Genomic DNA, 24,904 nt, shown 5'->3' with positions numbered 1-24,904 from the left:
CGCGTCTTACGATGCACCAATGACCACATCTGGTACCGCGGAGCATGGGCTGCGCCTGATCCCGTTCCATGGCCTGCGCTACGTCCCCGAGCGTGTCGGCAGCCTGGCCGCCGTCACCTCGCCGCCGTACGACGTGGTCGTGCGCCCCGACGGAGTCGACCACCTCGAATCCGCCGACCCGCACAACATCGTCCGCCTGATCCTCCCGCAGGCCGGTACCCCCGCGGCGCGCAACGAGCAGGCCGCCCGGACCCTGCACGACTGGCTCGCCGAGGGCATCCTGAGCGCCGACCCGGAGCCCGCGCTCTACGTGTACGAGCAGCGCAGGGCGGGCCTGTTGCAGCGCGGCGTCATCGGCGCCCTCGCCCTGTCCACCGCCGACGCCGGCATCGTCCTGCCGCACGAGGACGTCATGCCGGACGTGGTCACCGACCGGGCCGGCCTGATGCGGGCCACCTCGGCCAACCTCGAACCCCTCCTGCTGACCTACCGGGGCGACGACCCGGCCGTGGGAGCGGCCGCGGTCGTCGAGCGGACCGCCCGGCGCGCCCCCCTGCTGTCGACCACCACCGAGGACGGCTTCCAGCACCGCCTCTGGGCCATCACGGACCCGGCCGAACTTGCCACCGTCACGGCGGATCTCAGTCACCGCCAGGCCCTCATCGCCGACGGCCACCACCGCTGGGCCACGTACCTGCGCCTCCAGGAGGAGCACGGCTCCCCCACCGCCTGGGACTTCGGCCTGGTCCTCCTCGTGGACACCGCCCGCTACCCGCTCCAGGTCCGCGCCATCCACCGGATGCTGCGCCGCCTCCCGGTCGCGGACGCCCTCGCCGCCCTCGACGGCCACTTCCGGGTGCGCCCGGTCGACGGGCCGCTCCCGCTGGCCCTGGACGCCCTCACGGACGCCGCGGAACGCGGCAACGCCTTCATCCTCGCCGGCGACGGTGCCTTCCACCTGGTCACCGACCCGGACCTGGCCCTCCTCGACCGCACGGTCCGCCACGACCGCCCCGAGGCATGGCGCCGGCTGGACGCCACCGTCCTGCACGCGACCCTGCTGGACTCCCTCTGGAACGTCCCGGACGCCCCGGACCAGATCACGTACATCCACGACGCCGCGTCCACCGTCGCGATGGCGGAGCGGCACGGCGGGACCGCGGTCCTGCTGCATCCGGTACGCGAGGAGGTCGTACGGGACCTGGCCCGCCAGGGCGTCACGATGCCCCGCAAGTCCACGTCCTTCGGGCCGAAGCCGGCCACCGGCCTGGTGCTGCGCGGCCTGGGCTGACCCCGTCGGGCCTCCGGCGCGCGGTGTCCGGCGCCCGGTCGCGAACCGGACATGAAGAAGGGCGGTACCCCGGTCGGGGTACCGCCCTTCTTCATGTCACCTCACGGTGCCGTGCCTCAGGCCTTGTCGTCCTCGGCATCGGCGTCGGAGTCGGCCTCGGACTGCTCCAGCGGCTCGTACTCCTCGTCGTCCTCGTCGTAGTACTCGGCCACGTCGGAGGCGCGCTCGGCCGCGGCGATCTCCGCCGGGTCGTCACCCTCGTCGTCGTCCTCGTCGTCGTCGAGGTCGACGTCCACGTCCGCGTCCACGTCGGCCAGGTCGACCGCGGCGTCGACGAACTCGACACCGTCGAGCTCGGCGAGGCGGTCGGAGGCGTCGGTGGCGCCGTCCTTGTCCGCTTCGAGGGTCTTGCCGAACCACTCGCGCGCCTCGTCCTCACGACCGGCCGCCAGCAGGGCGTCGGCGTAGGCGTAGCGCAGGCGCGCCGTCCACGGCTGGACGGAGCTGGAGGCGAGCTCCGGGCTCTGCAGGGTCACGATGGCGGCTTCGAGCTGCCCCTGGTCCCGGCGGGCACCGGCCGCGACCAGACGCATCTCGACCTGGCCGGCCTTGTCCAGCTTCTGCACTTCGGGCTCACCGGCCATGGCCAGCGCCCGCTCCGGACGGCCGAGGCCGCGCTCGCAGTCGGCCATGACGGGCCACAGCTCGACGGAGCCGGTCATGCGCTTGGCGGCGCGGAACTCGGCGAGGGCCTCGCTGTACTTCTGCGTGGCGTACGCGGCGAAGCCGGCGGCCTCACGGACGGCGGCGACGCGTGAGGCCAGCCGCAGGGCGATGCGCGAGTACGCGTACGCCTGCTCGGGCTCCTCGTCGATCAGCCGGGCGACCATGACGAGGTTCTTGGAGACCTCTTCGGCCAGGCCCTTGGGCAGGCTCAGCAGCTCCTGACGCACATCGGCGTCGATCTCGAGGCCGGTGACGTCCTCGTCGATCGGAAGCCGCTTGACCGGGTCGCGGTCACGGTCGGCGCGGAAGTCGCGGTCGCCACCACGGTCGTCGCGGCCACGGTAGCCGCCGCCGCGGTCGTCCCGACGGGGGTACGACGGGCGGTCGCCGCCACGGTCATCGCGACCGCGGTAGCCACCACGGTCACCACCGCGATCGTCACGGCCACCACGGAACCCACCACGGTCGCCGCCACGGTCGCCACCACGGTCATCGCGACGGGGGTAGGACGGGCGGTCGCCGCCACGGTCGTCGCGACCGCCGCGGAACCCACCGCGGTCGTCATCACGACGCGGGTACGAGGGTCGGTCCCCACCACGGTCGTCACGGCGCGGGTAGGACGGGCGGTCGCCACCGGAGGGGCGGCCACCGCGGTCGTCGTCGCGACGGGGGTAGGACGGGCGGTCGCCGCCACGGTCGTCACGACCGCCACGGAACCCACCACGGTCGTCATCACGACGCGGGTACGAGGGACGGTCCCCACCACGGTCATCGCGACGCGGGTAGGACGGACGGTCCCCACCGCGGTCGTCACGGCGCGGGTAGGACGGGCGGTCGCCACCGGAGGGGCGGCCACCGCGGTCGTCGTCACGGCGCGGGTACGAGGGACGGTCGCCACCGCGGTCGTCACGACGCGGGTAGGACGGGCGGTCCCCACCGCGGTCGTCGCGACCGCCGCGGAACCCACCGCGGTCGTCATCACGACGCGGGTACGAAGGACGGTCGCCACCACGGTCGTCACGACGCGGGTAGGACGGACGGTCGCCACCACGGTCGTCACGACGGAAGCCGCCGCCACCGCCACCGGAGGGACGACCACCACGGTCATCGTCACGACGCGGGTACGAAGGACGCTCGCCACCACGGTCATCACGACGCGGGTAGGACGGACGGTCGCCACCGCGGTCGTCACGACGGAAGCCGCCGCCACCGCCACCGGAGGGACGACCACCACGGTCGTCATCACGACGCGGGTACGAAGGACGGTCCCCACCACGGTCATCACGACGCGGGTAGGACGGACGGTCGCCGCCACGGTCGTCACGACCGCCACGGAACCCACCACGGTCGTCATCACGACGCGGGTACGAAGGACGCTCGCCACCACGGTCATCACGACGCGGGAAGCTCGGGCGGTCGCCACCGCGGTCGTCACGACGGAAGCCGCCGCCGCCACTGCCGCCGGAGGGACGACCACCACGGTCGTCGTCACGGCGCGGGTAGGACGGGCGGTCCCCACCACGGTCGTCACGGCGGAAACCGCCGCCACCGCCACCGCCGGCGGGACGACCGCCACGGTCGTCGCGACGGAAGCCGCCACCGCCACTGCCGCCGCCGGCCGGGCGACCGCCACGGTCGTCACGGCGGAAGGGCGGACGGTCGCCGCCACGGTCGTCACGGCCCCCGCGGTAGCCGCCCCTGTCACCGCCGTCGTTGCGCCGAGGCTCGCGCTCCGGACGATCGTCGGGAGAGTTGGACATGGGTGTGACTCCTGTCTTCGGGGTACCGCTAGTCATTCTCGCGCAACCAACCCATGGCCGCGCTTCGGCGTAAAGAGGTGAAAATAAAAAAGGACCCTTGGTCCAGCGTTGAACGCTGGACCAAGGGTCCTTTGAAAGATTGTTCGGCGGCGTCCTACTCTCCCACAGGGTCCCCCCTGCAGTACCATCGGCGCTGAAAGGCTTAGCTTCCGGGTTCGGAATGTAACCGGGCGTTTCCCTAACGCTATGACCACCGAAACCCTATCGGTTTCGAGCGAACAAGCACACTTTGTAGTTATGTTCTAGCTCTAGAAACCAGCAACTGTTCGTTGCTTCAGAACTAACACAGTGGACGCGAGCAACTGAGGACAAGCCCTCGGCCTATTAGTACCAGTCAGCTTCACCCGTTACCGGGCTTCCACATCTGGCCTATCAACCCAGTCGTCTACTGGGAGCCTTACCCTCTCAAGGAGGTGGGAATACTCATCTTGAAGCAGGCTTCCCGCTTAGATGCTTTCAGCGGTTATCCCTCCCGAACGTAGCCAACCAGCCGTGCCCTTGGCAGGACAACTGGCACACCAGAGGTTCGTCCGTCCCGGTCCTCTCGTACTAGGGACAGCCCTTCTCAATATTCCTACGCGCACAGCGGATAGGGACCGAACTGTCTCACGACGTTCTAAACCCAGCTCGCGTACCGCTTTAATGGGCGAACAGCCCAACCCTTGGGACCGACTCCAGCCCCAGGATGCGACGAGCCGACATCGAGGTGCCAAACCATCCCGTCGATATGGACTCTTGGGGAAGATCAGCCTGTTATCCCCGGGGTACCTTTTATCCGTTGAGCGACGGCGCTTCCACAAGCCACCGCCGGATCACTAGTCCCGACTTTCGTCCCTGCTCGACCCGTCGGTCTCACAGTCAAGCTCCCTTGTGCACTTACACTCAACACCTGATTGCCAACCAGGCTGAGGGAACCTTTGGGCGCCTCCGTTACCCTTTGGGAGGCAACCGCCCCAGTTAAACTACCCATCAGACACTGTCCCTGATCCGGATCACGGACCGAGGTTAGACATCCAGCACGACCAGAGTGGTATTTCAACGGCGACTCCACAACCACTGGCGTGGCTGCTTCAAAGTCTCCCACCTATCCTACACAAGCCGAACCGAACACCAATATCAAACTGTAGTAAAGGTCCCGGGGTCTTTCCGTCCTGCTGCGCGAAACGAGCATCTTTACTCGTAGTGCAATTTCACCGGGCCTATGGTTGAGACAGTCGAGAAGTCGTTACGCCATTCGTGCAGGTCGGAACTTACCCGACAAGGAATTTCGCTACCTTAGGATGGTTATAGTTACCACCGCCGTTTACTGGCGCTTAAGTTCTCAGCTTCGCAACCCCGAAAGGTCACTAACCGGTCCCCTTAACGTTCCAGCACCGGGCAGGCGTCAGTCCGTATACATCGCCTTACGGCTTCGCACGGACCTGTGTTTTTAGTAAACAGTCGCTTCTCGCTGGTCTCTGCGGCCACCCCCAGCTCACGGAGTAAATCCGATCACCAGTGATGGCCCCCCTTCTCCCGAAGTTACGGGGGCATTTTGCCGAGTTCCTTAACCATAGTTCACCCGAACGCCTCGGTATTCTCTACCTGACCACCTGAGTCGGTTTAGGGTACGGGCCGCCATGAAACTCGCTAGAGGCTTTTCTCGACAGCATAGGATCATCCACTTCACCACAATCGGCTCGGCATCAGGTCTCAGCCTTAATGAGGGACGGATTTGCCTACCCCTCGGCCTACACCCTTACCCCGGGACTACCACCGCCCGGGCTGGACTACCTTCCTGCGTCACCCCATCGCTTACCTACTACAAGTCTGGTTCGTCGGCTCCACCACTTTCCTTTCCCCGAAGGGTCCGGAACGGCTTCACGGACTTAGCATCGCCTGATTCGATATTGGGCGTTTCAAAGCGGGTACCGGAATATCAACCGGTTGTCCATCGACTACGCCTGTCGGCCTCGCCTTAGGTCCCGACTTACCCTGGGCAGATCAGCTTGACCCAGGAACCCTTAGTCAATCGGCGCACACGTTTCTCACGTGTGTATCGCTACTCATGCCTGCATTCTCACTCGTGAACCGTCCACAACTAGCTTCCGCTGCTGCTTCACCCGGCACACGACGCTCCCCTACCCATCACAGCGGGCGTTGGCCCTATTGCTGCAATGACACGACTTCGGCGGTACGCTTGAGCCCCGCTACATTGTCGGCGCGGAATCACTTGACCAGTGAGCTATTACGCACTCTTTCAAGGGTGGCTGCTTCTAAGCCAACCTCCTGGTTGTCTCTGCGACTCCACATCCTTTCCCACTTAGCGTACGCTTAGGGGCCTTAGTCGATGCTCTGGGCTGTTTCCCTCTCGACCATGGAGCTTATCCCCCACAGTCTCACTGCCGTGCTCTCACTTACCGGCATTCGGAGTTTGGCTAAGGTCAGTAACCCGGTAGGGCCCATCGCCTATCCAGTGCTCTACCTCCGGCAAGAAACACACGACGCTGCACCTAAATGCATTTCGGGGAGAACCAGCTATCACGGAGTTTGATTGGCCTTTCACCCCTAACCACAGGTCATCCCCCAGGTTTTCAACCCTGGTGGGTTCGGTCCTCCACGAAGTCTTACCTCCGCTTCAACCTGCCCATGGCTAGATCACTCCGCTTCGGGTCTAGAGCGTGCAACTCAATCGCCCTATTCGGACTCGCTTTCGCTACGGCTTCCCCACACGGGTTAACCTCGCTACACACCGCTAACTCGCAGGCTCATTCTTCAAAAGGCACGCAGTCACGACCCATTGGGTAAACCCAATGAGCGACGCTCCCACGGCTTGTAGGCACACGGTTTCAGGTACTATTTCACTCCGCTCCCGCGGTACTTTTCACCATTCCCTCACGGTACTATCCGCTATCGGTCACCAGGGAATATTTAGGCTTAGCGGGTGGTCCCGCCAGATTCACACGGGATTTCTCGGGCCCCGTGCTACTTGGGAGATGAGCAAGCAAGCCGCTGATGTTTCGTCTACGGGGGTCTTACCCTCTACGCCGGACCTTTCGCATGTCCTTCGACTACATCAACGGTTTCTGACTCGCCGACCGGCCGGCAGACCGATCAAGCTCATTCCCACAACCCCGCATGCGCAACCCCTGCCGGGTATCACACGCATACGGTTTGGCCTCATCCGGTTTCGCTCGCCACTACTCCCGGAATCACGGTTGTTTTCTCTTCCTGAGGGTACTGAGATGTTTCACTTCCCCTCGTTCCCTCCACACTGCCTATGTGTTCAGCAGTGGGTGACAGCCCATGACGACTGCCGGGTTTCCCCATTCGGACACCCCCGGATCAAAGCTCAGTTGGCAGCTCCCCGGGGCCTATCGCGGCCTCTCACGTCCTTCATCGGTTCCTGGTGCCAAGGCATCCACCGTGCGCCCTTAAAAACTTGGCCACAGATGCTCGCGTCCACTGTGTAGTTCTCAAACAACGACCAGCCACCCATCACCCCACCAGACAAGCTGGCGAGTTCACTGGGGCCGGCACTGAAGACATGACCTTACGGCCGTACCTTCAGGACCCAACAACGTGCCAAGCATCTTCGTTCGTCCGTCTTCTCTTTCCACGCCGAAGCAGTACTCGAGAACCATCAGACCGAAGATGCCAACTAATCAACGTTCCACCCATGAGCTGACCGTGCAGAACATTTGTCTGCAATCGGTACTGTGCTCCTTAGAAAGGAGGTGATCCAGCCGCACCTTCCGGTACGGCTACCTTGTTACGACTTCGTCCCAATCGCCAGTCCCACCTTCGACAGCTCCCTCCCTTACGGGTTGGGCCACCGGCTTCGGGTGTTACCGACTTTCGTGACGTGACGGGCGGTGTGTACAAGGCCCGGGAACGTATTCACCGCAGCAATGCTGATCTGCGATTACTAGCGACTCCGACTTCATGGGGTCGAGTTGCAGACCCCAATCCGAACTGAGACCGGCTTTTTGAGATTCGCTCCACCTCACGGTATCGCAGCTCATTGTACCGGCCATTGTAGCACGTGTGCAGCCCAAGACATAAGGGGCATGATGACTTGACGTCGTCCCCACCTTCCTCCGAGTTGACCCCGGCGGTCTCCTGTGAGTCCCCATCACCCCGAAGGGCATGCTGGCAACACAGGACAAGGGTTGCGCTCGTTGCGGGACTTAACCCAACATCTCACGACACGAGCTGACGACAGCCATGCACCACCTGTATACCGACCACAAGGGGGGCACTATCTCTAATGCTTTCCGGTATATGTCAAGCCTTGGTAAGGTTCTTCGCGTTGCGTCGAATTAAGCCACATGCTCCGCCGCTTGTGCGGGCCCCCGTCAATTCCTTTGAGTTTTAGCCTTGCGGCCGTACTCCCCAGGCGGGGAACTTAATGCGTTAGCTGCGGCACCGACGACGTGGAATGTCGCCAACACCTAGTTCCCAACGTTTACGGCGTGGACTACCAGGGTATCTAATCCTGTTCGCTCCCCACGCTTTCGCTCCTCAGCGTCAGTAATGGCCCAGAGATCCGCCTTCGCCACCGGTGTTCCTCCTGATATCTGCGCATTTCACCGCTACACCAGGAATTCCGATCTCCCCTACCACACTCTAGCTAGCCCGTATCGAATGCAGACCCGAGGTTAAGCCTCGGGCTTTCACATCCGACGTGACAAGCCGCCTACGAGCTCTTTACGCCCAATAATTCCGGACAACGCTTGCGCCCTACGTATTACCGCGGCTGCTGGCACGTAGTTAGCCGGCGCTTCTTCTGCAGGTACCGTCACTTTCGCTTCTTCCCTGCTGAAAGAGGTTTACAACCCGAAGGCCGTCATCCCTCACGCGGCGTCGCTGCATCAGGCTTTCGCCCATTGTGCAATATTCCCCACTGCTGCCTCCCGTAGGAGTCTGGGCCGTGTCTCAGTCCCAGTGTGGCCGGTCGCCCTCTCAGGCCGGCTACCCGTCGTCGCCTTGGTGGGCCATTACCCCACCAACAAGCTGATAGGCCGCGGGCTCATCCTTCACCGCCGGAGCTTTCAACCCCCGCCCATGCAGGCAGGAGTGGTATCCGGTATTAGACCCCGTTTCCAGGGCTTGTCCCAGAGTGAAGGGCAGATTGCCCACGTGTTACTCACCCGTTCGCCACTAATCCACCCCGAAGGGCTTCATCGTTCGACTTGCATGTGTTAAGCACGCCGCCAGCGTTCGTCCTGAGCCAGGATCAAACTCTCCATGAATGTTTACCCGTAATCGGGTGCACACATCACTTAGAGCGGGCACGTCATGTCGGAATAAGACCGACGCGCCACAACGTCCTCGCTGTGTTTGTCGCCTGCCAGTGCCCGAAGGCCCGACAGGTCTTTTTCAAAGGAACCTCATCCACCGAAGTGGACGGGGTATCAACTTCTGGCGTTGATTTTTGGCACGCTGTTGAGTTCTCAAGGAACGGACGCTTCCTTTGTACTCACCCCCCCCCGCGACATCCGCTGGGGCTTTCCTCCGGGCTTTCGTTCTGTTCTTGCGTTTCCAACTCTACCAGATCATTTCCGCGCCGTTTCCGGCGGTGGATTTGAATTCGGTGACCGTTGGGGGTCTTTGCCTTTCGGCGTTCCACCACTTTAGCGCTTATCCCTTGCGGCTCATAATCGAGCCACTGGCCAGGAATTCGGGCATGCCGAATGGGACCCCGCCAGGGGTTAAGTCGTAGGTGTTGGGTTGGCCGCTCTGGGTGTCTGCCGATAGCAGTGCCCCGTTCAAGCGGCTCGGGCTACGTTAGGCGTCCCGCAAGGGCGAGTCAAGTTGAGCGGCGGCGTGGGGCGTGGGCGCGGTACGGGCTCACCGTCGGGTCGTGCGCGATCCAGAAGCGGTACGGGTGGGCCGCGCCGGCTCCGCCCACTCCCGTGCGCGGGCCGCTGCTGACCAGGTCCGCCGAGGTCGGAGTGCCGGTGAGGACGGACAAGGGGGAATCGGGCCCCGCGCAGAGGTCGGTGCCGTCGAGGGAGCGGTCCACGTCCAGGGCCGTGGCCAGCCGGGCCGGCCCCTTGGCCAGTTCTCTGGGGTTTCTGGCTGAAACCCGACGTTTGGCGGCCAGCTCGGCGCCCACCGTGATCTCGCCCGCGCGCACCAGCACCCCGCTCGCACGGCCCGGCGGACCGCACACCAGGTTGAGGCTGAACCACATGCCGTAGATGAAGTAGACGTACGCGTGTCCGGGCGGACCGAACATCGATGCGTTGCGGGCGGTGCGGCCGCGGTAGGCGTGCGAGCCGGGGTCGGACTCGCCCTCGTAGGCCTCGACCTCCGTGATGCGCAGTTCGAGGGGGCCGTCCGCGGTGCGGCGGACGAGGGTGCGGCCGAGGAGGTCCGGGGCCACGGTGAGGACCGGGCGGTCGAAGAAAGACCTGGGCAGGGGCGTACGGTCAGGTCGCGCGCTCATCCGGTCGAGCGTAGTGGAACGCGTCCACCTGCAACCGGGACCTCATGTTCCGCGTTGATACGGGGTAGTCGCGGCGTAGTCGCCAGATCCTTCAAGGGGAGTTAGAGCATGGGCTTCAAGAAGCTGTTCGCGAGCCTGGGTGCCGGTGGTGCTTCGGTCGACACCATCATCACCGAGCCGAACGTCGTGCCGGGCGGGATCGTCCAGGGCGAGGTACGGATCCAGGGCGGATCCGTGGAGCAGCAGATCGAGGGGCTGTCCGTCGGGCTGCAGGCACGGGTCGAGGTCGAGGGCGGAGACCAGGAGTACAAGCAGGACATCGTCTTCACCAAGCAGCGTCTGGGCGGTGCCTTCCAGGTGCAGGCCGGCGCGCTGCACGTGGTGCCCTTCGGGCTGGAGATCCCGTGGGAGACGCCGATCACCCACTTCGGGGGTCAGCACCTGCACGGGATGAACATCGGGGTCAGCACCGAGCTGGAGATCGCGCGTGCGGTGGACGCGGGCGACCTCGACGCGATCAACGTGCACCCGGTGCCGGCGCAGCAGGCGATCCTCGATGCCTTCCGGCAGCTCGGCTTCACCTTCCGCAGTGCTGACATGGAGCGCGGGCACATCCGTGGCACGCGGCAGTCGCTGCCCTTCTACCAGGAGATCGAGTTCCTGCCGCCGTCCCAGTACCGCGGGCTGCACCAGGTCGAGCTCACCTTCATCTCCGACGGCCGGGAGATGGACGTCGTTCTGGAGATGGACAAGAAGCCCGGTCTGTTCACCGAGGGCAGTGACACCTACCGCTGCTTCCAGGTGGGTCTGCAGTCGTACCAGGACACGGACTGGGCGGCGTACCTGAACCAGTGGATCGCGTCGGTGGGTTCGCAGCGCAACTGGTTCTAGCCGCATCTAGGCTCGGACCCGTATTCGCGAGCGATCAGGAGGGTCAGCAGTGACCGATGTGACCGAGCAGGGCAGGGCTCCTCTCCCGCACGACTTCCACCCCCAGGTGCACGCCTTCACCGTGACGAGCGAGGACCTCGAGCCCGGTGCCGATCTGGGTGAGGCGCAGGTGTACTCGGGTGGGAACGTCTCGCCGCAGTTGCGGTGGGAGGGGTTCCCGGAGGGGACCGAGAGCTTCGCCGTGACGTGCTTCGACCCGGACGCGCCCACGGGCAGCGGGTTCTGGCACTGGGTCCTCTTCGATCTGCCGGTCTCGGTCACCGAGCTGCCGGCGGGTGCGGGCAGCGGGAAGTTCGAGGGGCTGCCGGCCGGGGCCGTGCACGTGCGCAACGACTACGGGTCCAGGGATTTCGGCGGGGCGGCTCCGCCGGCCGGGGAGCGGCACCGCTATGTGTTCACCGTGTACGCGGTGGACCGGGCCGAGCTCGGCGTCGGGGCGGATGCCTCGCCCGCCGTGGTCGGCTTCAATCTGCGTTTCCACACGTTGGGGCGGGCCCAGCTGATCGGTGAGTACGAGGCGCCCGTCGGCTGATCGTTCTCCGAGCGTTTGCCCGGTCCTGGTCTAAAGAAGGCCAGGACCGGGCATTTTTATTGCGTTGTCCCGCGTGGCGCGCGCGGCCAGAGTGGTTGCGGGCCCTGCCGCCGGTGTGGTCGCGGGCCTGCACACGGGAGGTGGGCGAGATGCGGGACACGCTGGTGCTGAATGCGAGCTTCGAGCCGCTGTCGACGGTGACCCTGAACCGGGCTGTGGTCCTGGTGCTCCAGGACAAGGCCGTCGTCGAACAGTCGCACCCCGAGCTGCGTGTGCGCGCGGCCACCATGGAGCTTCCGATGCCCCGGGTGATCAGGCTCTGCCGGTACGTCCGGGTGCCGTTCCGAAGACATGCTCCCTGGTCGCGGAGGGGGGTGCTGGTCCGGGACCAGCACCGTTGCGCGTACTGCGGGAAGCGCGCGACGACCGTGGACCACGTACTGCCGCGGGCCCAGGGGGGTGGGGACACCTGGCTGAACACCGTGGCCTCCTGCGCCGAGGACAACCACCGCAAGGCGGCGCGGACTCCGGAGGAGGCGGGGATGCCGCTCCTGCGCAGGCCGTTCGTACCGTCGCCCGCGGAGGCGATGCTGCTGGCCCTGGGGGTGGCCGGGCGGGAGGCGCTTCCCGAGTGGCTGGAGCGTTCCGCCTAGGCGGATCCCCTCCGTTCGGTCCGTTCGGTGGACGCTGATGCGGTGAGCGGCGTAGCTGGTCTACGTCGCTCAGCCGACGAGCAGCTGGACGATGGCGAGGATCCCGACCGTCACGATGATCGCGCGCAGGACGGTCGGTGAGAGGCGTCGGCCGACCTTGGCGCCGATCTGGCCGCCGATGGTGGAGCCGACGGCGATGAGGACCACGGCCGTCCAGTCGAACTCGGCGACGAACAGGAAGACGACGGCCGCGACCCCGTTCACCAGGGCGGCCAGAACGTTCTTGACGGCGTTGATGCGTTGCAGGTCCTCGCGGAGCAGCAGACCCATCAGGCCGAGGTAGAGCACGCCCTGGGCGGCGCCGAAGTAGCCTCCGTACGCGCTGGCGAGCAGCATGCCGCCGAGTAGCGCCGGTCCGCCGTCGGGGTGGCCGGTGTCGCCCCCGGCGGCTTCCTGGCGTCGGCGCAGTGCGGCAGCGAGCCGGGGCTGGAGGACGACGAGGACGAGGGCCAGTCCGATCAGGACGGGCACGATCGTGTCGAAGGAGTCGGACGGCAGGGTGAGGAGCAGGATCGCTCCCGCGAGTCCGCCGACGAGGGACACGGAGCCGAGGCGCAGGATGCGGGCGCGCTGGCCCTGGAGTTCCTTGCGGTAGCCGATGGCTCCGCTGATCGAACCGGGCACCAGGCCGAGCGTGTTGGAGACGTTGGCGGTGACCGGGGGCAGGCCGGTGGCGAGCAGCACCGGGAAGGTGATCAGGGTGCCGGAGCCGACGATGGTGTTGATCGTGCCCGCGCCGATGCCGGCGGCGAAGACCGCGAGTGATTCCCAGATGGACATGGACTGTGCCATCCCCTTTGCATGAGAGAGTCGCCTCCCCGCCATGAAGGTCGAGGGGCCTCACTGATCATGCAGGAAGGGGTGGCGGGTCAGTCGATGGGGGGCTGCTCGCGGCGGTCCGCGCCGTCCTTGTCGCGCGCGGCCGGGATGCCGCCGCCGTCCTTGCCGGTGTTCCCCGGGTTGAAGCCCGAGCCGCCGCCGCCCATGGGGCCGAAGTTGCCCATGGCGCCGGAGAGGCCCTTGAGGGCGTCACCGATTTCGCTCGGCACGATCCAGAGCTTGTTGGCGTCGCCCTCGGCGATCTTCGGGAGCATCTGGAGGTACTGGTAGGCGAGGAGCTTCTGGTCGGCGTCACCGGCGTGGATGGACTCGAAGACCGTGCGGATGGCCTGTGCCTCACCCTCGGCGCGCAGTGCGGCGGCCTTGGCGTCACCCTCGGCCCGGAGGATGGAGGACTGCTTCTCACCCTCGGCGCGCAGGATCTCGGACTGCCGGACACCTTCGGCCTGGAGGATCGCGGCGCGCTTGTCGCGGTCGGCGCGCATCTGCTTCTCCATCGAGTCCTGGATGGAGGTCGGCGGCTCGATGGCCTTGAGCTCGACGCGGTTGACGCGGATGCCCCACTTGCCGGTGGCCTCGTCGAGGACGCCGCGCAGGGCCGCGTTGATCTCCTCGCGGGAGGTGAGGGTCCGCTCCAGGTCCATGCCGCCGATGATGTTGCGGAGCGTGGTGACGGTGAGCTGCTCGATGGCCTGGATGTAGCTGGCCACTTCGTAGGTAGCGGCCCGCGCGTCGGTCACCTGGTAGTAGATGACGGTGTCGATGTTGACGACCAGGTTGTCCTGGGTGATGACGGGCTGCGGCGGGAACGGGACGACCTGTTCGCGGAGGTCGATCCGGTTGCGGATGGAGTCGATGAACGGGACGACGATGTTGAGGCCCGCGTTGAGGGTGCGGGTGTAGCGGCCGAACCGCTCGACGATGGCGGCGCTGGCCTGCGGGATCACCTGGATCGTCTTGACCAGTGCGATGAAGACCAGAACCACCAGAATGATCAGGACGATGATGATCGGTTGCATGCGGTTCCCCGTGCCCTTCCGGCTGTCTGTGCTGCCCCGTTGATCGGAGTCTCGCAGACCTGGGGGCCGCGAGCAGGCTGCTTGTCACATCACGACGGCGGTCGCTCCGTCGATCTCCACGACGTCGACGGACTGGCCGGGCTCGAAGCTGGTGTCCGTGTCGAGGGTGCGCGCGGACCAGACCTCGCCGGCGAGCTTGATGCGGCCGCCGCTGCCGTCGACCCGTTCCAGGACGACTGCGGTTCTGCCCCTCAACGCGTCGATGCCGCTGCGGTGTTGGGGGCGCTGGTCGCGGTGGCGGTTGGCGATGGGCCGTACGACGGCGATGAGCGCGACCGACACGATGACGAAGACCAGGACCTGGGCCACCACTTCCCCGCCGAGGGCAGCCGTGACGGCGGCCGCGACCGCGCCGACTGCGAACATGCCGAACTCCGGCATGGCGGTCAGGACCAGGGGGATGCCCAGTCCGACCGCGCCGATGAGCCACCACACCCACGCGTCGATGTCCACATGGTCATGGTAGGTCCGGTGGGCGCGGTCGGGACAGGGTGCGGGACCCGTAAGCGACCGGTCCGGCCGAGGAGTTACCCGAGGGGCAGGCCCTGGGCCGTCCAGCGGTCGGCCCCGTTGCGCTCGACGACCAGCGGGAGGCCGAAGCAGAGGGAGAGGTTGCGGGACGTCAGTTCGAGGTCGATCGGGCCCGCGGTGACGACCTTGCCCTGACGGATCATCAGGACGTGGGTGAAGCCCGGGGCGATCTCCTCGACGTGGTGGGTGACCATGACCATCGAGGGGGCGAGCGGGTCGCGGGCCAGGCGGCCGAGGCGGCGTACGAGGTCCTCGCGGCCGCCGAGGTCCAGACCGGCGGCGGGCTCGTCGAGGAGCAGCAGCTCGGGGTCGGTCATCAGCGCGCGGGCGATCAGCGTGCGCTTGCGCTCACCCTCGGAGAGGGTGCCGAACTTGCGGTCGAGGTACTCGGTCATGCCGAGGCGGTCGAGGAAGGCGCGGGCGCGCTGCTCGTCGACGTCCTCGTACTCTTCCTGCCAGGTCGCCGTCATGCCGTAGGCGGCGGTGAGGACGGTCTGCAGGACGGTCTGCCGCTTGGGCAGCTTGTCGGCCATCGCAATGCCCGCGACACCGATGCGGGGGCGCAGCTCGAACACGTCCACCTTGCCGAGGGTGCTGCCGAGGATGGTGGCGCTGCCCTTGGTGGGGAAGAGGTAGCTGGAGGCGAGGTTCAGCAGTGTGGTCTTGCCGGCGCCGTTGGGGCCGAGGATCACCCAGCGCTCCCCCTCCTTCACCGACCAGGAGACCTGGTCCACCAGAGCCCGGCCCTCGCGGACCACGGATACGTCCACCAGCTCCAGAACATCGCTCATGAGCGTGTTGTCACCCCTTGCAGTCACGGTTCTCTGTGCGCCGGTAGACGCAGCCCCAGGGGACGCAGCCCCAGGGGAAAACCTACGCCACTCGGAGAGGGCTCCGGGGCCGGGGCCCGGTGCCGGGGCCGATCCGTAAAGTAGGGGGATGCTTTTCGAACCACGTTCAGGGCGGTTGGCCGCCTGGGGGAACGCACTGCTGGCCGGTCTGGCCTCGCCCGACGAGGCCGTGTTGTCGATCGTGGGCGAGGACGCCGTGCACCGGGTGGAGGGGCTGCCGGGTGAGACGGGCCCCGTCGGGCTCACCCTGGCGCTCGGCAGGCTGCGGGCGCTGGGGGTGACGGGACTGCGGGTGGCGCTGCCGGCGCCGGGGCATCCGCTGGGGCTGAGCGGGCCCCCTGAGTTCAATGCGCGGGCGCTGGAGGCGGAGGAGGCGGTCGTCTCGGTGGGCGCGGCGCTGGGTCTGGTGCCGGAGGTGTCCGAGGCCGGCCCGGCCGGGGACGTCCATGTGTCGGTGACCTGGCACGTGCTGCCGGTACGGGAGGCCCCGCCGGCGGACGTGCCCTCGCTGGGCGAGGCGGAGCGGGAGCTCGCGGAGGCGCTGCGCGAGGCGACCGAGGTGCTGACCCGGCTGGACGTGGCGGGGTCGGGGCCGGTCGCGGAGGCCGCGCTGTCGGCGTACCGGGCGCGGGCGGAGGCCGGGCGGGAGGCGCTGGCGCCGGGGTATCCGGCGCGGGCGGTGCGGGTGCTCGCGCTGGCGCAGCGGGTGGACCTGATGGTGTCGCTGGCGTACGAGAACGGGCACGGGGGTGCGGTGGCCGCCTCGGAGATGGCGGCGCGGGCGGAGGCGCTGCGGCCGGTCGAGCGGGTGGCTCGGCGGGCGCTGGTGGCGGCGTACAACTCGGCCGTTGAGGCGCGCGAGCGGGGCTGAGCCGGGTCGCTGCGCGGCGGGGGCGGGCGGGGGCGGGCGGGGGCGGTTGCCCCGGTTGCCCCGGCTGCGCCGGGCTTTGTGGGGCTCCGCCCCACACCCCGCGCCTCAAACGCCGGCGGGGCTGGATTGGCCGCGCCTCGGACTTCGGCGGGGCTGGATTGGCCGCGCCTCGGACTTCGGCGGGGCTGGGTGGGCCGCGCTTCGGGTTCCGGCGGGGCTGGATCGGGACGCGCCTTGGCCCCGCTTCCCGGGGAGAGGGGGGAAGCGGGGCCTGCGGGGTTCGGCGAGGGTCAGGCGTTCACGCCGGTGTTGCCGAAGGCGCCGTTGAGCAGGCCGATCACGTTGACCGTGTTGCCGACCACGTTGACGGGGATGTGCACGGGGACCTGGACCTGGTTCCCGGAGGCCACGCCCGGCGAGTTCAGGGCCTCGCCCTCCGCCGACGCACCGCCGTGCGCCGAGGAGACACCGGCGCCGGCGGCGAGGAGGCCACCCGCGATCATGGTGACGGCTGCGGCCTTCTTGAAGTTCTTCACGTTCTCGTCCTCCAGTACGTCTGCCGCGACCAGCCGCCGCGGCACGTATGGAAGAACGGCCGGCCCCGCGATCCGGATACGCCATGTGGGCTACATACACCCGACCGTATGAATCTCAGTCCGGAACGACACGATCCGATCTGGCTCCGATTACTCGGTGATTCCGTGCCTGACCGCCCACAATGCGGCCTGCGTCCGGTCGGAAAGGTCCAACTTCATCAGGATGTTCGACACGTGGGTCTTGACGGTCTTCTCGGACAGGACCAGGGCCCGGGCGATCTCCCGGTTGGAGCGGCCGTCGGCGATCAGGCCCAGGACCTCGCGTTCGCGGTCGGTCAGCGAGCCCGGCCGGCCCGCCGGGGAGCCCTGGTCGTCCTGGGAGAGCAGGGCCACCGCCACCTCCGGCTGGAGCAGCACGTGGCCCGCGTGCACGGAGCGGATGGCCCCGGCCAGTGCCTCGGGGTCGATGTCCTTGTAGACGTATCCCGCCGCGCCGGCCCGCAGGGCCGGGACCACGGTCCGCTGCTCCGTGAAGCTGGTGACGATCAGCACCCGCGCCGGGTTCGTCAGCTCGCGCAGCCTGCGCAGCGCTTCGATGCCGTCCGTGCCCGGCATCTTGATGTCCATCAGGATCACGTCGGGCCGCAGCTCCTCGGCACGGGCGACGCCCTCCTCGCCGTCGGAGGCCTCCCCCACCACCTCGATGTCCTCCTGGACCTCCAGGAAGGTGCGCAGGCCCCGCCGGACCACCTGGTGGTCGTCGACCAGCAGGACTCGAATGCCGCCGCTGCGGCCGGTGCTGTCAGCCACCGGGGACCTCCATCTCGATCACGGTGCCCCGACCGGGCTCCGAGTGCACGGTGAGCAGGCCGCCGACGCCGCTCGCACGGTCCCGCATGGAGACCAGGCCCAGGTGCCGGCCCGCGCGGCGGACGGTCAGGGGATCGAAGCCCTTGCCGGTGTCCAGGACCTTCAGGACCGCACCGCCGCCGGACGTACGGCTCAGGGTGACCTCGACGCGGTCGCCGCCCGAGTGGCGCAGGGCGTTGTGCAGTGCCTCCTGGGCGACGCGGAGCAGCGCTTCCTCCTGGGTCGCGGGCAGGGCCCGTACGCCGTCACAGGTGAAGGTGACGTGTGCGGTGTGGGCGCGGTCGAGTACGTGGACGTGCGTACGCAGCGTGGCGACGAGTCCGTCCTCGTCCAGGGCGGCCGGACGCAGCTCGGTCACGGCGGCCCGCAGTTCGTCGGCGGCCTCCGCCGCCAGGGCGGCCACCTGCTGGAGCTCGTCCTTGGCTCGGGCCGGGTCACGGTCGACGAGGGCCGCGGCGGCCTGGGCGGTGAGGCGCAGCGAGAAGAGCTTCTGGCTGACGGCGTCGTGCAGCTCGTGGGCGAGCCGGGAGCGCTCCTCGGCGATGGTCAGCTCGCGGCTGCGCTCGTAGAGGCGGGCGTTGGTGAGGGCGATCGCCGCGTGCTGGGCGAGGAGGGAGAGGAGTTCCTGGTCCTCGTCGGTGAAGCCCTGCCCGCCGCCGGGGGCGCCGGGCCGCTTGTTCGCCAGGAAGAGCGCGGCGAGGGTCTCCTCGCCGTCGCGCACGGGCATGCCGAGGAAGTGGGACATGTCCGGGTGGGCGGACGGCCAGCCCTCGAAGCGCGGGTCCTCGCGTACGTCGGCCAGTCGCTCGGTGCCTCCCTCGTGGAGCATCGCGGCGAGGATGCCGTGCTGGCGGGGCAGCGGGCCGATGCTGCGCCACTGCTCGGGGCTGACGCCGTCCACGACGAACTGGGCGAAGCCGCCGTGGTCGTCCGGGACGCCCAGGGCCGCGTACTCGGCGTCCAGGAGTTCGCGGGCGGACACGACGATCGTGCGCAGGACGTCGCGGACCTCCAGGCGCCGGCTCATGGCGAGCAGCGCGGTGCTCACGGCGGCGAGGCCGCTGGGGGGCCCGCCGTGCGGGGGGCTTCCGGTCATGGCCTCACCGTACCCGGGGCCGTGACCTGCGGGATCGGGCCGTGGACGTAGGTCCAAGGGACGTGTGGGGGTGGGGCCGGCGGCCGACGCGGTGGGGGTGGGCCGTTCCTAGGTTGGGGGCATCTGGTGATCGGTACGGAAGGTGAGGGTGCTGTCATGTCGGTGGCGATCGTGACGGGGGCGTCCAGGGGGCTCGGCCGGGCGCTGGCCGGGGAACTGGCGGCGCGCGGCTGGGACCTGGTGCTCGGTGCGCGGGGTGCGGCGGCGCTGGAGGAGGCCGCGGCCGGGCTGGAGCGGGCGGCCGGGGTGAGGGTGGTGGCGGTGGCCGGGGACGTGTCCTCGGCGGGGCACCGGGCGGCGCTGGTGGCGGCCGCGCGGGAGCTGGGCGGGCTGGACCTGCTGGTGAACAACGCGGGGGCGCTCGGGGCCGAGCCGTTGGTGGCGCTGGCGGACCATGGGCTGGACGGGCTGCGCGAGGCCTTCGAGGTCAATGTGGTGGGGCCGCTGGGGCTGGTCCAGGAGGGGCTGCCGTTGTTGCGGGCGGCGGAGGCCGGGGCGGTGCTGAACATCAGCTCGGACGCGGCGGTGGTGGCGTACGCGACGTGGGGGGCGTACGGGGCGACCAAGGCGGCGGGGGACCTGGTGTCGGCCGTGCTGGCGGTGGAGGAGCCGGGGTTGCGGGTGTGGTGGGCGGATCCGGGTTCGATGCGGACGCGGATGATGGCGGCGGCCGAGCCCGGCGAGGACCTGACGGGTCTGCCGGCGCCGGAGGAGGTGGCGCCGGTGCTGCTGCGGCTGGTGGAGCGGGGGCTGCCGAGCGGGCGGTACACGGCGCTGGAGCTGGCGGCGGGCGCGGGGGACGGCACTGGGGCGGGCGCGGGGGCGGCTTCGGGAGCCGCCTCGGGAGCGGGCGCGGGGGCGGCTTCGGGGGCCGCCTCGGGAGCGGGTGCGGGGGCTGCGGGGGCCGGGCGGTGAGCGGGCACCGGCCCCTCCAGAAAACGGGACTGTATATAACGGACATTCCCGAGCATTTGGTGGCCCGGATTCCGGCCGAGCAGCGCGGGCCGGGACGGGGGCGGGACGACGTACGGCTCCTGGTGTCCCGGGGCACCCGGCAGGTGTCCCTGCACGCCTTCCGGGAGCTGCCGGGGCTGCTGCGGGCCGGGGACGTCCTGGTGGTGAACACCTCGACCACGCTGGCGGCCGCCGTGGACGCCCGGCTGGGCCGCGAGGACCTGGTGGTGCACTTCTCGACCCGGGGTGACGACGGCCGCTGGGCGGTGGAGCTGCGCGCCCCGGCCGGCGGGGGAACGACCCGGCCGCACGCCGGGGGGCCGGCCGGGGCGGTGGTGGAGCTGCCGGACGGGGGCCGGCTGGTCCTGGAGGAGCCGCTGGCCGCGGGCGCGGACCGGCTGTGGTGGGCGCGGCCCCACCCGGCGCCGTACGGGGTGCCGGGGCTGCTGCGGGCGTACGGGCGGCCGATCCGGTACGCCTACACGGAGCGGGACCAGCCGCTCTCCGCCCATCAGACGGTGTTCGCGGTGCCGGCCGCCGACGGATCGGGCTCGGCGGAGATGCCGAGTGCGGGCCGGCCCTTCACGGCGGAGCTGGTGGCGCGGCTGGTGAGCCGGGGGGTGCAGTTCGCCCCGCTGGTGCTGCACACCGGGGTGGCCTCGCAGGAGGCGCACGAGCCGCCGTACCCGGAACGGTACGAGGTGTCCCCCACGACGGCGGGGCTGGTGAACGCCGCTCGGGCCGGCGGTGGGAGGGTGATCGCAGTGGGCACCACGGCGGTACGGGCCCTGGAGTCGGCCGTGGACGAAGCGGGGCGGGTGCGCCCGGCCGCCGGGTGGACCGATCTGGTGGTGACCCCGGAGCGCGGGGTGCGGGTGGTGGACGGACTGCTGACCGGGCTGCACGAGCCCGGGGCGTCCCATCTGCTGATGCTGGAGGCGGTCGCGGGACGCGCCGCCGTACGGCTCGGGTATGCCGAGGCAATGGCCCGTCTCTGCCTCTGGCACGAGTTCGGGGACATTCACCTGCTACTCAAGGATGAGAACCGTAACCATTCGCATTGCTGAAGCAACGCACGGTGAAACCGTTACGTGCCCGATGTGACCCCGCACATAGGACCTGCATCACTTACGAAGCTCCCTAGTGGACACATAAAGACCTCGTCAGCACTGTCCCACCTAGCGCCGGGGCCCGAAATCGGGCCTCGGCACCCGTGCGTGATCCACTAAGCGGGATCGTACGTCACACCTTTGCCACAAGTTTTTGCCGCCGCTAAGAATTGCTCCCGTCGCACAGCACCGCGGATCCCCGGATCCACAAAGCGCCTTCCTGCGACTCCCGCTATTCGAAGAGGTTGCCCGCCATGTCTGCTTCCCGCACCCCTGGTCACAGTCGTCTGACGAAGGCACACAAGCTGTCCATCGCCGGTGTCGCCACCCTGAGCGCCGCCGCCGTCGCCTTCTCCCTGGTTCCGGCCGACGCCGGTGCCGAGACGACCGTCACCGCCGCCCCCGTCGCCTGGACCCAGGCCGTCAACGGCGCGCAGACGAAGGCCCTGCACGGGCACCTCTCCGCACAGCAGGTCATCGCCTCCGCCAACGCGAAGGCCGCCGCCGCCCAGGCGAAGGTCGCCGCCAAGGCCAAGGCCGACGCGGACGCCAAGGCCAAGGCCGAGGCCGCCGCGAAGAAGGCCCGCGAGGACAAGGCGGCCGCCAGCCGGTCCGCCGCCCGCACCCCGGTCTTCGCGAACAACCTCGACGGCTGGATCAAGGAAGCCCTCTTCATCATGAAGAAGGAGGGCATTCCGGGCACCTACGCCGGAATCCACAAGAACATCATGCGCGAGTCCAGCGGTAACCCGATGGCGATCAACAACTGGGACATCAACGCCCAGAACGGTATCCCCAGCAAGGGTCTGCTCCAGGTCATCTACCCGACCTTCAAGGCGTACCACGTCAAGGGCACCAAGTTCGACCAGTACGACCCGGTCGCCAACATCGTCGCCGCCTGCAACTACGCGGCCGACCGCTACGGCTCCATGGACAACGTCAACAGCGCCTACTAGGCCCTGGACGTAGCCAGACCCCCCCCATGCGCCTCAGGGCGGCACCCGGACTTCCGGATGCCGCCCTGAGGCGTTGTGCGTGTGCGCCGTGCGCGTCCTACTTGCCCGCGCGCATGACCTCGGGCTCGTGGCGGCGCAGCAGGCGCTGGACCGCGAAGCCGCAGGCGATGCCGAGGAGCAGCAGGACGATGATGTCCAGGCTCCACTGGCCGACCGTGGCGTCCCAGAGCGGGTCGGTGTTGGTCGGGTTGTCGCGGTCCCACGGCGGCATGAGCTTGCCGAGGTTCAGCGTGGTGCCGGCGGCGGCGACGGCCCAGCGGGACGGCATCAGCCAGGCGAACTGCTCCAGGCCCGGAGAGTCGTAGACCTGGAAGAGGATGCCGGTGAAGACGACCTGGACGATCGCGAACATGACCAGCAGCGGCATGGTCTTCTCGGCGGTCTTCACCAGCGAGGAGATCACCAGGCCGAACATCATCGAGGTGAAGCCGAGCGCGATGACCGACACGCAGAGCTCGACGGCCGGCGGCATCAGCAGGCCCTCGGCGGGCAGGTCGCGCGGGAAGAAGCCGATCCCGCAGATGATCACGCCCTGGATGGCCGTGATGACACCGAGGACGATCACCTTCGACATGAGGTACGCCGACCGGGACAGGCCGGTCGCGCGCTCACGTTCGTAGATGACGCGTTCCTTGATCAGCTCACGGACCGAGTTCGCGGCGCCCGAGAAGCACATGCCGACCGCGAGGATCAGCATGATCGTGCCGGCGTCGCCGTTGAACTGGGACGGCGGCGTCGGCGGCGCGAGGCCGAAGGTCGCGGGGATGACCGTCGAGACCACGCCGAGGACCGCGGGCAGGATCAGCATCAGACCGAGGAAGCCCCGGTCGGAGGCGATCACCGACACGTAGCGGCGGATCAGCGTGAAGAGCTGGGAGCCCCAGCCCTGCGGCTTCGGCGGGCGCATCTGCTGGACCGGCGGCATCGCGACGGACTGCGGGGCGACCGCGTCGATGTCGGCGGCGTACAGCTGGTAGTGCTGCGAGCCCTTCCAGCGGCCGGCCCAGTCGTAGTCGCGGTAGTTCTCGAAGGACGAGAACACGTCCGCCCACGTGGTGTAGCCGAAGAAGTTCAGCGCCTCGTCCGGCGGGCCGAAGTAGGCGACCGAACCGCCGGGGGCCATGACCAGCAGCTTGTCGCAGATGGCCAGCTCGGCGACCGAGTGGGTGACGACGAGGACCGTGCGGCCGTCGTCGGCGAGGCCGCGCAGCAGCTGCATGACGTCGCGGTCCATGCCCGGGTCGAGGCCGGAGGTCGGCTCGTCCAGGAAGATCAGCGAGGGCTTGGTGAGCAGCTCCAGGGCCACGGACACGCGCTTGCGCTGACCGCCCGAGAGCGCGGTGATCTTCTTGTCCTTGTGGATGTCGAGCTTGAGCTCGCGCAGCACCTCGTCGATACGGGCGGCGCGCTCGGACTCGGCGGTGTCGCCGGGGAAGCGGAGCTTGGCCGCGTACTTGAGGGCCGTGCTGACCTTCAGCTCCTTGTGCAGGATGTCGTCCTGCGGGACCAGGCCGATGCGCTGGCGGAGCTCCGCGAACTGCTTGTACAGGTTGCGGTTGTCGTACAGCACGTCGCCCTGGTCGGCGGGCCGGTAGCCGGTCAGCGCCTTGAGCAGGGTGGACTTGCCGGAGCCCGAGGGTCCGATGACGCCGATCAGCGACTTCTCCGGGACGCCGAAGGTGACGTCCTTGAGGATCTGCTTGCCGCCGTCGACCGTGACCGTGAGGTGGCGGGCCGAGAAGGAGACCTCGCCGGTGTCGACGAACTCCTCGAGGCGGTCGCCGACGATCCGGAACGTCGAGTGGCCGACGCCGACGATGTCGTTCGGGCCGAGCAGCACGGTGCCGGACTTCGGCAGCGGCTGGCCGTTGACGTACGTGCCGTTGTGGCTGCCGAGGTCGTGGATCTCGAAGCGGCCGCCGGGCATGGAGCGGAACTCGGCGTGGTGGCGGGAGACCTGGAGGTCGGAGACCACCAGCTCGTTCTCCAGCGCACGGCCGATCCGCATGACGTGGCCCAGCGAGAGCTGGTGGAACGTCGTCGGGCTGCGGTCGCCGTAGGCCGGGGCGCCGCCCTGCGCCGGGTGGGCCGCGGCGGCGCCGCCACCCTGCTGGTGCGGGAGGTGGACCTGCGGCTGCTGCGGCTGGTGCTGCGCGTGCTGCTGCTGTTCCCAGGCCTGGTGCTGGGGCTGCTGCTGCTGCGGGGCCTGGTAGGCCGGGGCCTGCGGCTGGGCGTACGCCTGGGCCGGGTTCTGCTGTGCCTGCTGCGCCACGGCGGGCTGCGGCGCGGCAGCGGTGGCGCTCAGGTTCAGCCGTGGGCCGTCCGTCGCGTTGCCCAGGTGGACCGGCGTGCCGGGCACGAGCTCGGTCTGCTGGACCCTTGCCCCGTGCACGTAGGTGCCGTTGGTGCTGCCGTGGTCCTCGATGCCCCAACCCCGGCCGTTCCAGGTGATGGTGGCATGCCGCCACGACACCCGGGCATCGTCGATCACCACGTCTCCCTGGGGGTCGCGCCCCAGCGAGTACGACCTGGACGGATCGAGCGTCCAGGTCCTTCCGTTCAATTCCAGTACGAGTTCCGGCACTCCAGCCCCACTTAAGTCCCCCGAGAATCCCCCATGACGTC

At 68.3% G+C, this 24,904-nt stretch carries 17 protein-coding genes, 3 rRNA genes and 2 pseudogenes; 8 read left to right on the top strand and 14 right to left on the bottom strand.

The features are described from left to right. Window positions 1-19 precede the first annotated feature (19 nt). Window positions 20-1,291, top strand: a complete 1,272-nt coding sequence (locus tag B6R96_RS27160; protein ID WP_053702677.1) for a DUF1015 family protein — start codon at window positions 20-22, stop codon at window positions 1,289-1,291. A gap of 116 nt (window positions 1,292-1,407) precedes the next feature. Here B6R96_RS27160 and B6R96_RS27155 read toward each other — a convergent pair whose 3' ends face one another. The 6 genes and pseudogenes from B6R96_RS27155 to B6R96_RS27125 all read right to left on the bottom strand — a co-directional run bounded on the left by B6R96_RS27155 (window position 1,408) and on the right by B6R96_RS27125 (window position 10,270). After that, window positions 1,408-2,244: a tetratricopeptide repeat protein gene (locus tag B6R96_RS27155; RefSeq protein WP_203351663.1), complete on the bottom strand. Its 837-nt coding sequence runs from the start codon at window positions 2,242-2,244 to the stop codon at window positions 1,408-1,410. Between the two features lie 537 nt (window positions 2,245-2,781). Further along, window positions 2,782-3,762: pseudogene (locus tag B6R96_RS38825) on the bottom strand (hypothetical protein); the annotation flags it as partial. 156 nt (window positions 3,763-3,918) lie between these two features. Then, window positions 3,919-4,035: ribosomal RNA gene (gene rrf / locus B6R96_RS27145) — 5S ribosomal RNA — on the bottom strand. 106 nt (window positions 4,036-4,141) lie between these two features. After that, a 23S ribosomal RNA gene (locus tag B6R96_RS27140) occupies window positions 4,142-7,264 on the bottom strand. Between the two features lie 282 nt (window positions 7,265-7,546). Next, window positions 7,547-9,071 (bottom strand): 16S ribosomal RNA (locus B6R96_RS27135). Together the 16S, 23S and 5S rRNA genes form the textbook arrangement of a ribosomal RNA operon. 557 nt (window positions 9,072-9,628) lie before the next feature. Then, complete coding sequence (locus B6R96_RS27125) at window positions 9,629-10,270, bottom strand: DNA-3-methyladenine glycosylase (protein WP_081523891.1); 642 nt, start codon at window positions 10,268-10,270, stop codon at window positions 9,629-9,631. Window positions 10,271-10,378: 108 nt separating this feature from the next. Here B6R96_RS27125 and B6R96_RS27120 point away from each other — a divergent pair, with 108 nt between their 5' ends. From B6R96_RS27120 to B6R96_RS27110, 3 genes are all read left to right on the top strand, one after another. Next, window positions 10,379-11,161 carry a sporulation protein gene (locus B6R96_RS27120; protein WP_030386454.1) on the top strand — a complete coding sequence of 261 codons (783 nt, stop codon included), beginning with the start codon at window positions 10,379-10,381 and terminating at the stop codon, window positions 11,159-11,161. Between the two features lie 58 nt (window positions 11,162-11,219). Further along, window positions 11,220-11,753, top strand: a complete 534-nt coding sequence (locus B6R96_RS27115; RefSeq protein ID WP_030386455.1) for a YbhB/YbcL family Raf kinase inhibitor-like protein — start codon at window positions 11,220-11,222, stop codon at window positions 11,751-11,753. Between the two features lie 149 nt (window positions 11,754-11,902). Next, on the top strand, window positions 11,903-12,406 hold the full coding sequence (locus B6R96_RS27110; RefSeq protein ID WP_030386456.1) for an HNH endonuclease: 504 nt from the start codon (window positions 11,903-11,905) through the stop codon (window positions 12,404-12,406). A 69-nt stretch (window positions 12,407-12,475) separates the two neighbouring features. Here B6R96_RS27110 and B6R96_RS27105 read toward each other — a convergent pair whose 3' ends face one another. The 4 genes from B6R96_RS27105 to B6R96_RS27090 all read right to left on the bottom strand — a co-directional run bounded on the left by B6R96_RS27105 (window position 12,476) and on the right by B6R96_RS27090 (window position 15,707). Next, entirely contained in the window at window positions 12,476-13,246 is a 771-nt protein-coding gene (locus tag B6R96_RS27105) for a sulfite exporter TauE/SafE family protein (protein ID WP_081525278.1), read from the bottom strand. Window positions 13,247-13,335: 89 nt separating this feature from the next. Next, window positions 13,336-14,325: an SPFH domain-containing protein gene (locus B6R96_RS27100; protein ID WP_052877039.1), complete on the bottom strand. Its 990-nt coding sequence runs from the start codon at window positions 14,323-14,325 to the stop codon at window positions 13,336-13,338. An 84-nt stretch (window positions 14,326-14,409) separates the two neighbouring features. Continuing rightward, window positions 14,410-14,838: an NfeD family protein gene (locus B6R96_RS27095; RefSeq protein WP_030386459.1), complete on the bottom strand. Its 429-nt coding sequence runs from the start codon at window positions 14,836-14,838 to the stop codon at window positions 14,410-14,412. A 74-nt stretch (window positions 14,839-14,912) separates the two neighbouring features. Next, window positions 14,913-15,707 carry an ABC transporter ATP-binding protein gene (locus B6R96_RS27090; protein ID WP_030386460.1) on the bottom strand — a complete coding sequence of 265 codons (795 nt, stop codon included), beginning with the start codon at window positions 15,705-15,707 and terminating at the stop codon, window positions 14,913-14,915. Between the two features lie 148 nt (window positions 15,708-15,855). Here B6R96_RS27090 and B6R96_RS27085 point away from each other — a divergent pair, with 148 nt between their 5' ends. After that, window positions 15,856-16,638, top strand: a complete 783-nt coding sequence (locus B6R96_RS27085; protein WP_030386461.1) for a hypothetical protein — start codon at window positions 15,856-15,858, stop codon at window positions 16,636-16,638. A gap of 290 nt (window positions 16,639-16,928) precedes the next feature. Here the strand turns inward: B6R96_RS27085 and B6R96_RS27080 are convergent, their stop codons facing one another. The 3 genes from B6R96_RS27080 to B6R96_RS27070 form a co-directional block, all read right to left on the bottom strand. Beyond that, window positions 16,929-17,174 (bottom strand): chaplin, encoded by a 246-nt coding sequence (locus B6R96_RS27080; RefSeq protein WP_030386462.1) that lies wholly within the window; start codon window positions 17,172-17,174, stop codon window positions 16,929-16,931. Between the two features lie 150 nt (window positions 17,175-17,324). After that, window positions 17,325-17,984: a response regulator gene (locus B6R96_RS27075; protein WP_203351662.1), complete on the bottom strand. Its 660-nt coding sequence runs from the start codon at window positions 17,982-17,984 to the stop codon at window positions 17,325-17,327. Beyond that, window positions 17,977-19,140 carry a GAF domain-containing sensor histidine kinase gene (locus B6R96_RS27070; RefSeq protein WP_030386464.1) on the bottom strand — a complete coding sequence of 388 codons (1,164 nt, stop codon included), beginning with the start codon at window positions 19,138-19,140 and terminating at the stop codon, window positions 17,977-17,979. Before B6R96_RS27070 ends, B6R96_RS27075 begins: the two co-directional genes overlap by 8 nt. Window positions 19,141-19,296: 156 nt before the next feature. On the opposite strand from B6R96_RS27070, the pseudogene B6R96_RS27065 reads away from it, so the two are divergent. The 3 genes and pseudogenes from B6R96_RS27065 to B6R96_RS27055 form a co-directional block, all read left to right on the top strand. Beyond that, a pseudogene (locus tag B6R96_RS27065) lies at window positions 19,297-19,995 on the top strand (SDR family NAD(P)-dependent oxidoreductase); the annotation flags it as partial. 116 nt (window positions 19,996-20,111) lie between these two features. Next, entirely contained in the window at window positions 20,112-21,221 is a 1,110-nt protein-coding gene (locus tag B6R96_RS27060) for an S-adenosylmethionine:tRNA ribosyltransferase-isomerase (protein ID WP_081523889.1), read from the top strand. A 296-nt stretch (window positions 21,222-21,517) separates the two neighbouring features. Then, complete coding sequence (locus tag B6R96_RS27055; RefSeq protein ID WP_030386467.1) at window positions 21,518-22,219, top strand: transglycosylase SLT domain-containing protein; 702 nt, start codon at window positions 21,518-21,520, stop codon at window positions 22,217-22,219. Window positions 22,220-22,316: 97 nt separating this feature from the next. Here B6R96_RS27055 and B6R96_RS27050 read toward each other — a convergent pair whose 3' ends face one another. Beyond that, a complete protein-coding gene (locus B6R96_RS27050) occupies window positions 22,317-24,863 on the bottom strand; it encodes an ABC transporter ATP-binding protein/permease (RefSeq protein WP_081523888.1) in 2,547 nt (848 codons plus the stop codon). Window positions 24,864-24,904 lie beyond the last annotated feature (41 nt).

This window comes from Streptomyces sp. Sge12 (assembly GCF_002080455.1).
Lineage (GTDB): Bacteria > Actinomycetota > Actinomycetes > Streptomycetales > Streptomycetaceae > Streptomyces.
This window is presented reverse-complemented; position numbering and strand designations above follow the sequence as displayed.

Bases quoted from the DNA above. Each gene is read 5' to 3' on its own strand.
- B6R96_RS27085 (WP_030386461.1), top strand. From the start codon at position 15,856: ATGCTTTTCGAACCACGTTCAGGGCGGTTGGCCGCCTGGGGGAACGCA.
- B6R96_RS27090 (WP_030386460.1), bottom strand. From the start codon at position 15,707: ATGAGCGATGTTCTGGAGCTGGTGGACGTATCCGTGGTCCGCGAGGGC.
- B6R96_RS27125 (WP_081523891.1), bottom strand. From the start codon at position 10,270: ATGAGCGCGCGACCTGACCGTACGCCCCTGCCCAGGTCTTTCTTCGAC.
- B6R96_RS27070 (WP_030386464.1), bottom strand. From the start codon at position 19,140: ATGACCGGAAGCCCCCCGCACGGCGGGCCCCCCAGCGGCCTCGCCGCC.
- B6R96_RS27120 (WP_030386454.1), top strand. From the start codon at position 10,379: ATGGGCTTCAAGAAGCTGTTCGCGAGCCTGGGTGCCGGTGGTGCTTCG.
- B6R96_RS27055 (WP_030386467.1), top strand. From the start codon at position 21,518: ATGTCTGCTTCCCGCACCCCTGGTCACAGTCGTCTGACGAAGGCACAC.
- B6R96_RS27105 (WP_081525278.1), bottom strand. From the start codon at position 13,246: ATGTCCATCTGGGAATCACTCGCGGTCTTCGCCGCCGGCATCGGCGCG.
- B6R96_RS27160 (WP_053702677.1), top strand. From the start codon at position 20: ATGACCACATCTGGTACCGCGGAGCATGGGCTGCGCCTGATCCCGTTC.
- B6R96_RS27110 (WP_030386456.1), top strand. From the start codon at position 11,903: ATGCGGGACACGCTGGTGCTGAATGCGAGCTTCGAGCCGCTGTCGACG.
- B6R96_RS27100 (WP_052877039.1), bottom strand. From the start codon at position 14,325: ATGCAACCGATCATCATCGTCCTGATCATTCTGGTGGTTCTGGTCTTC.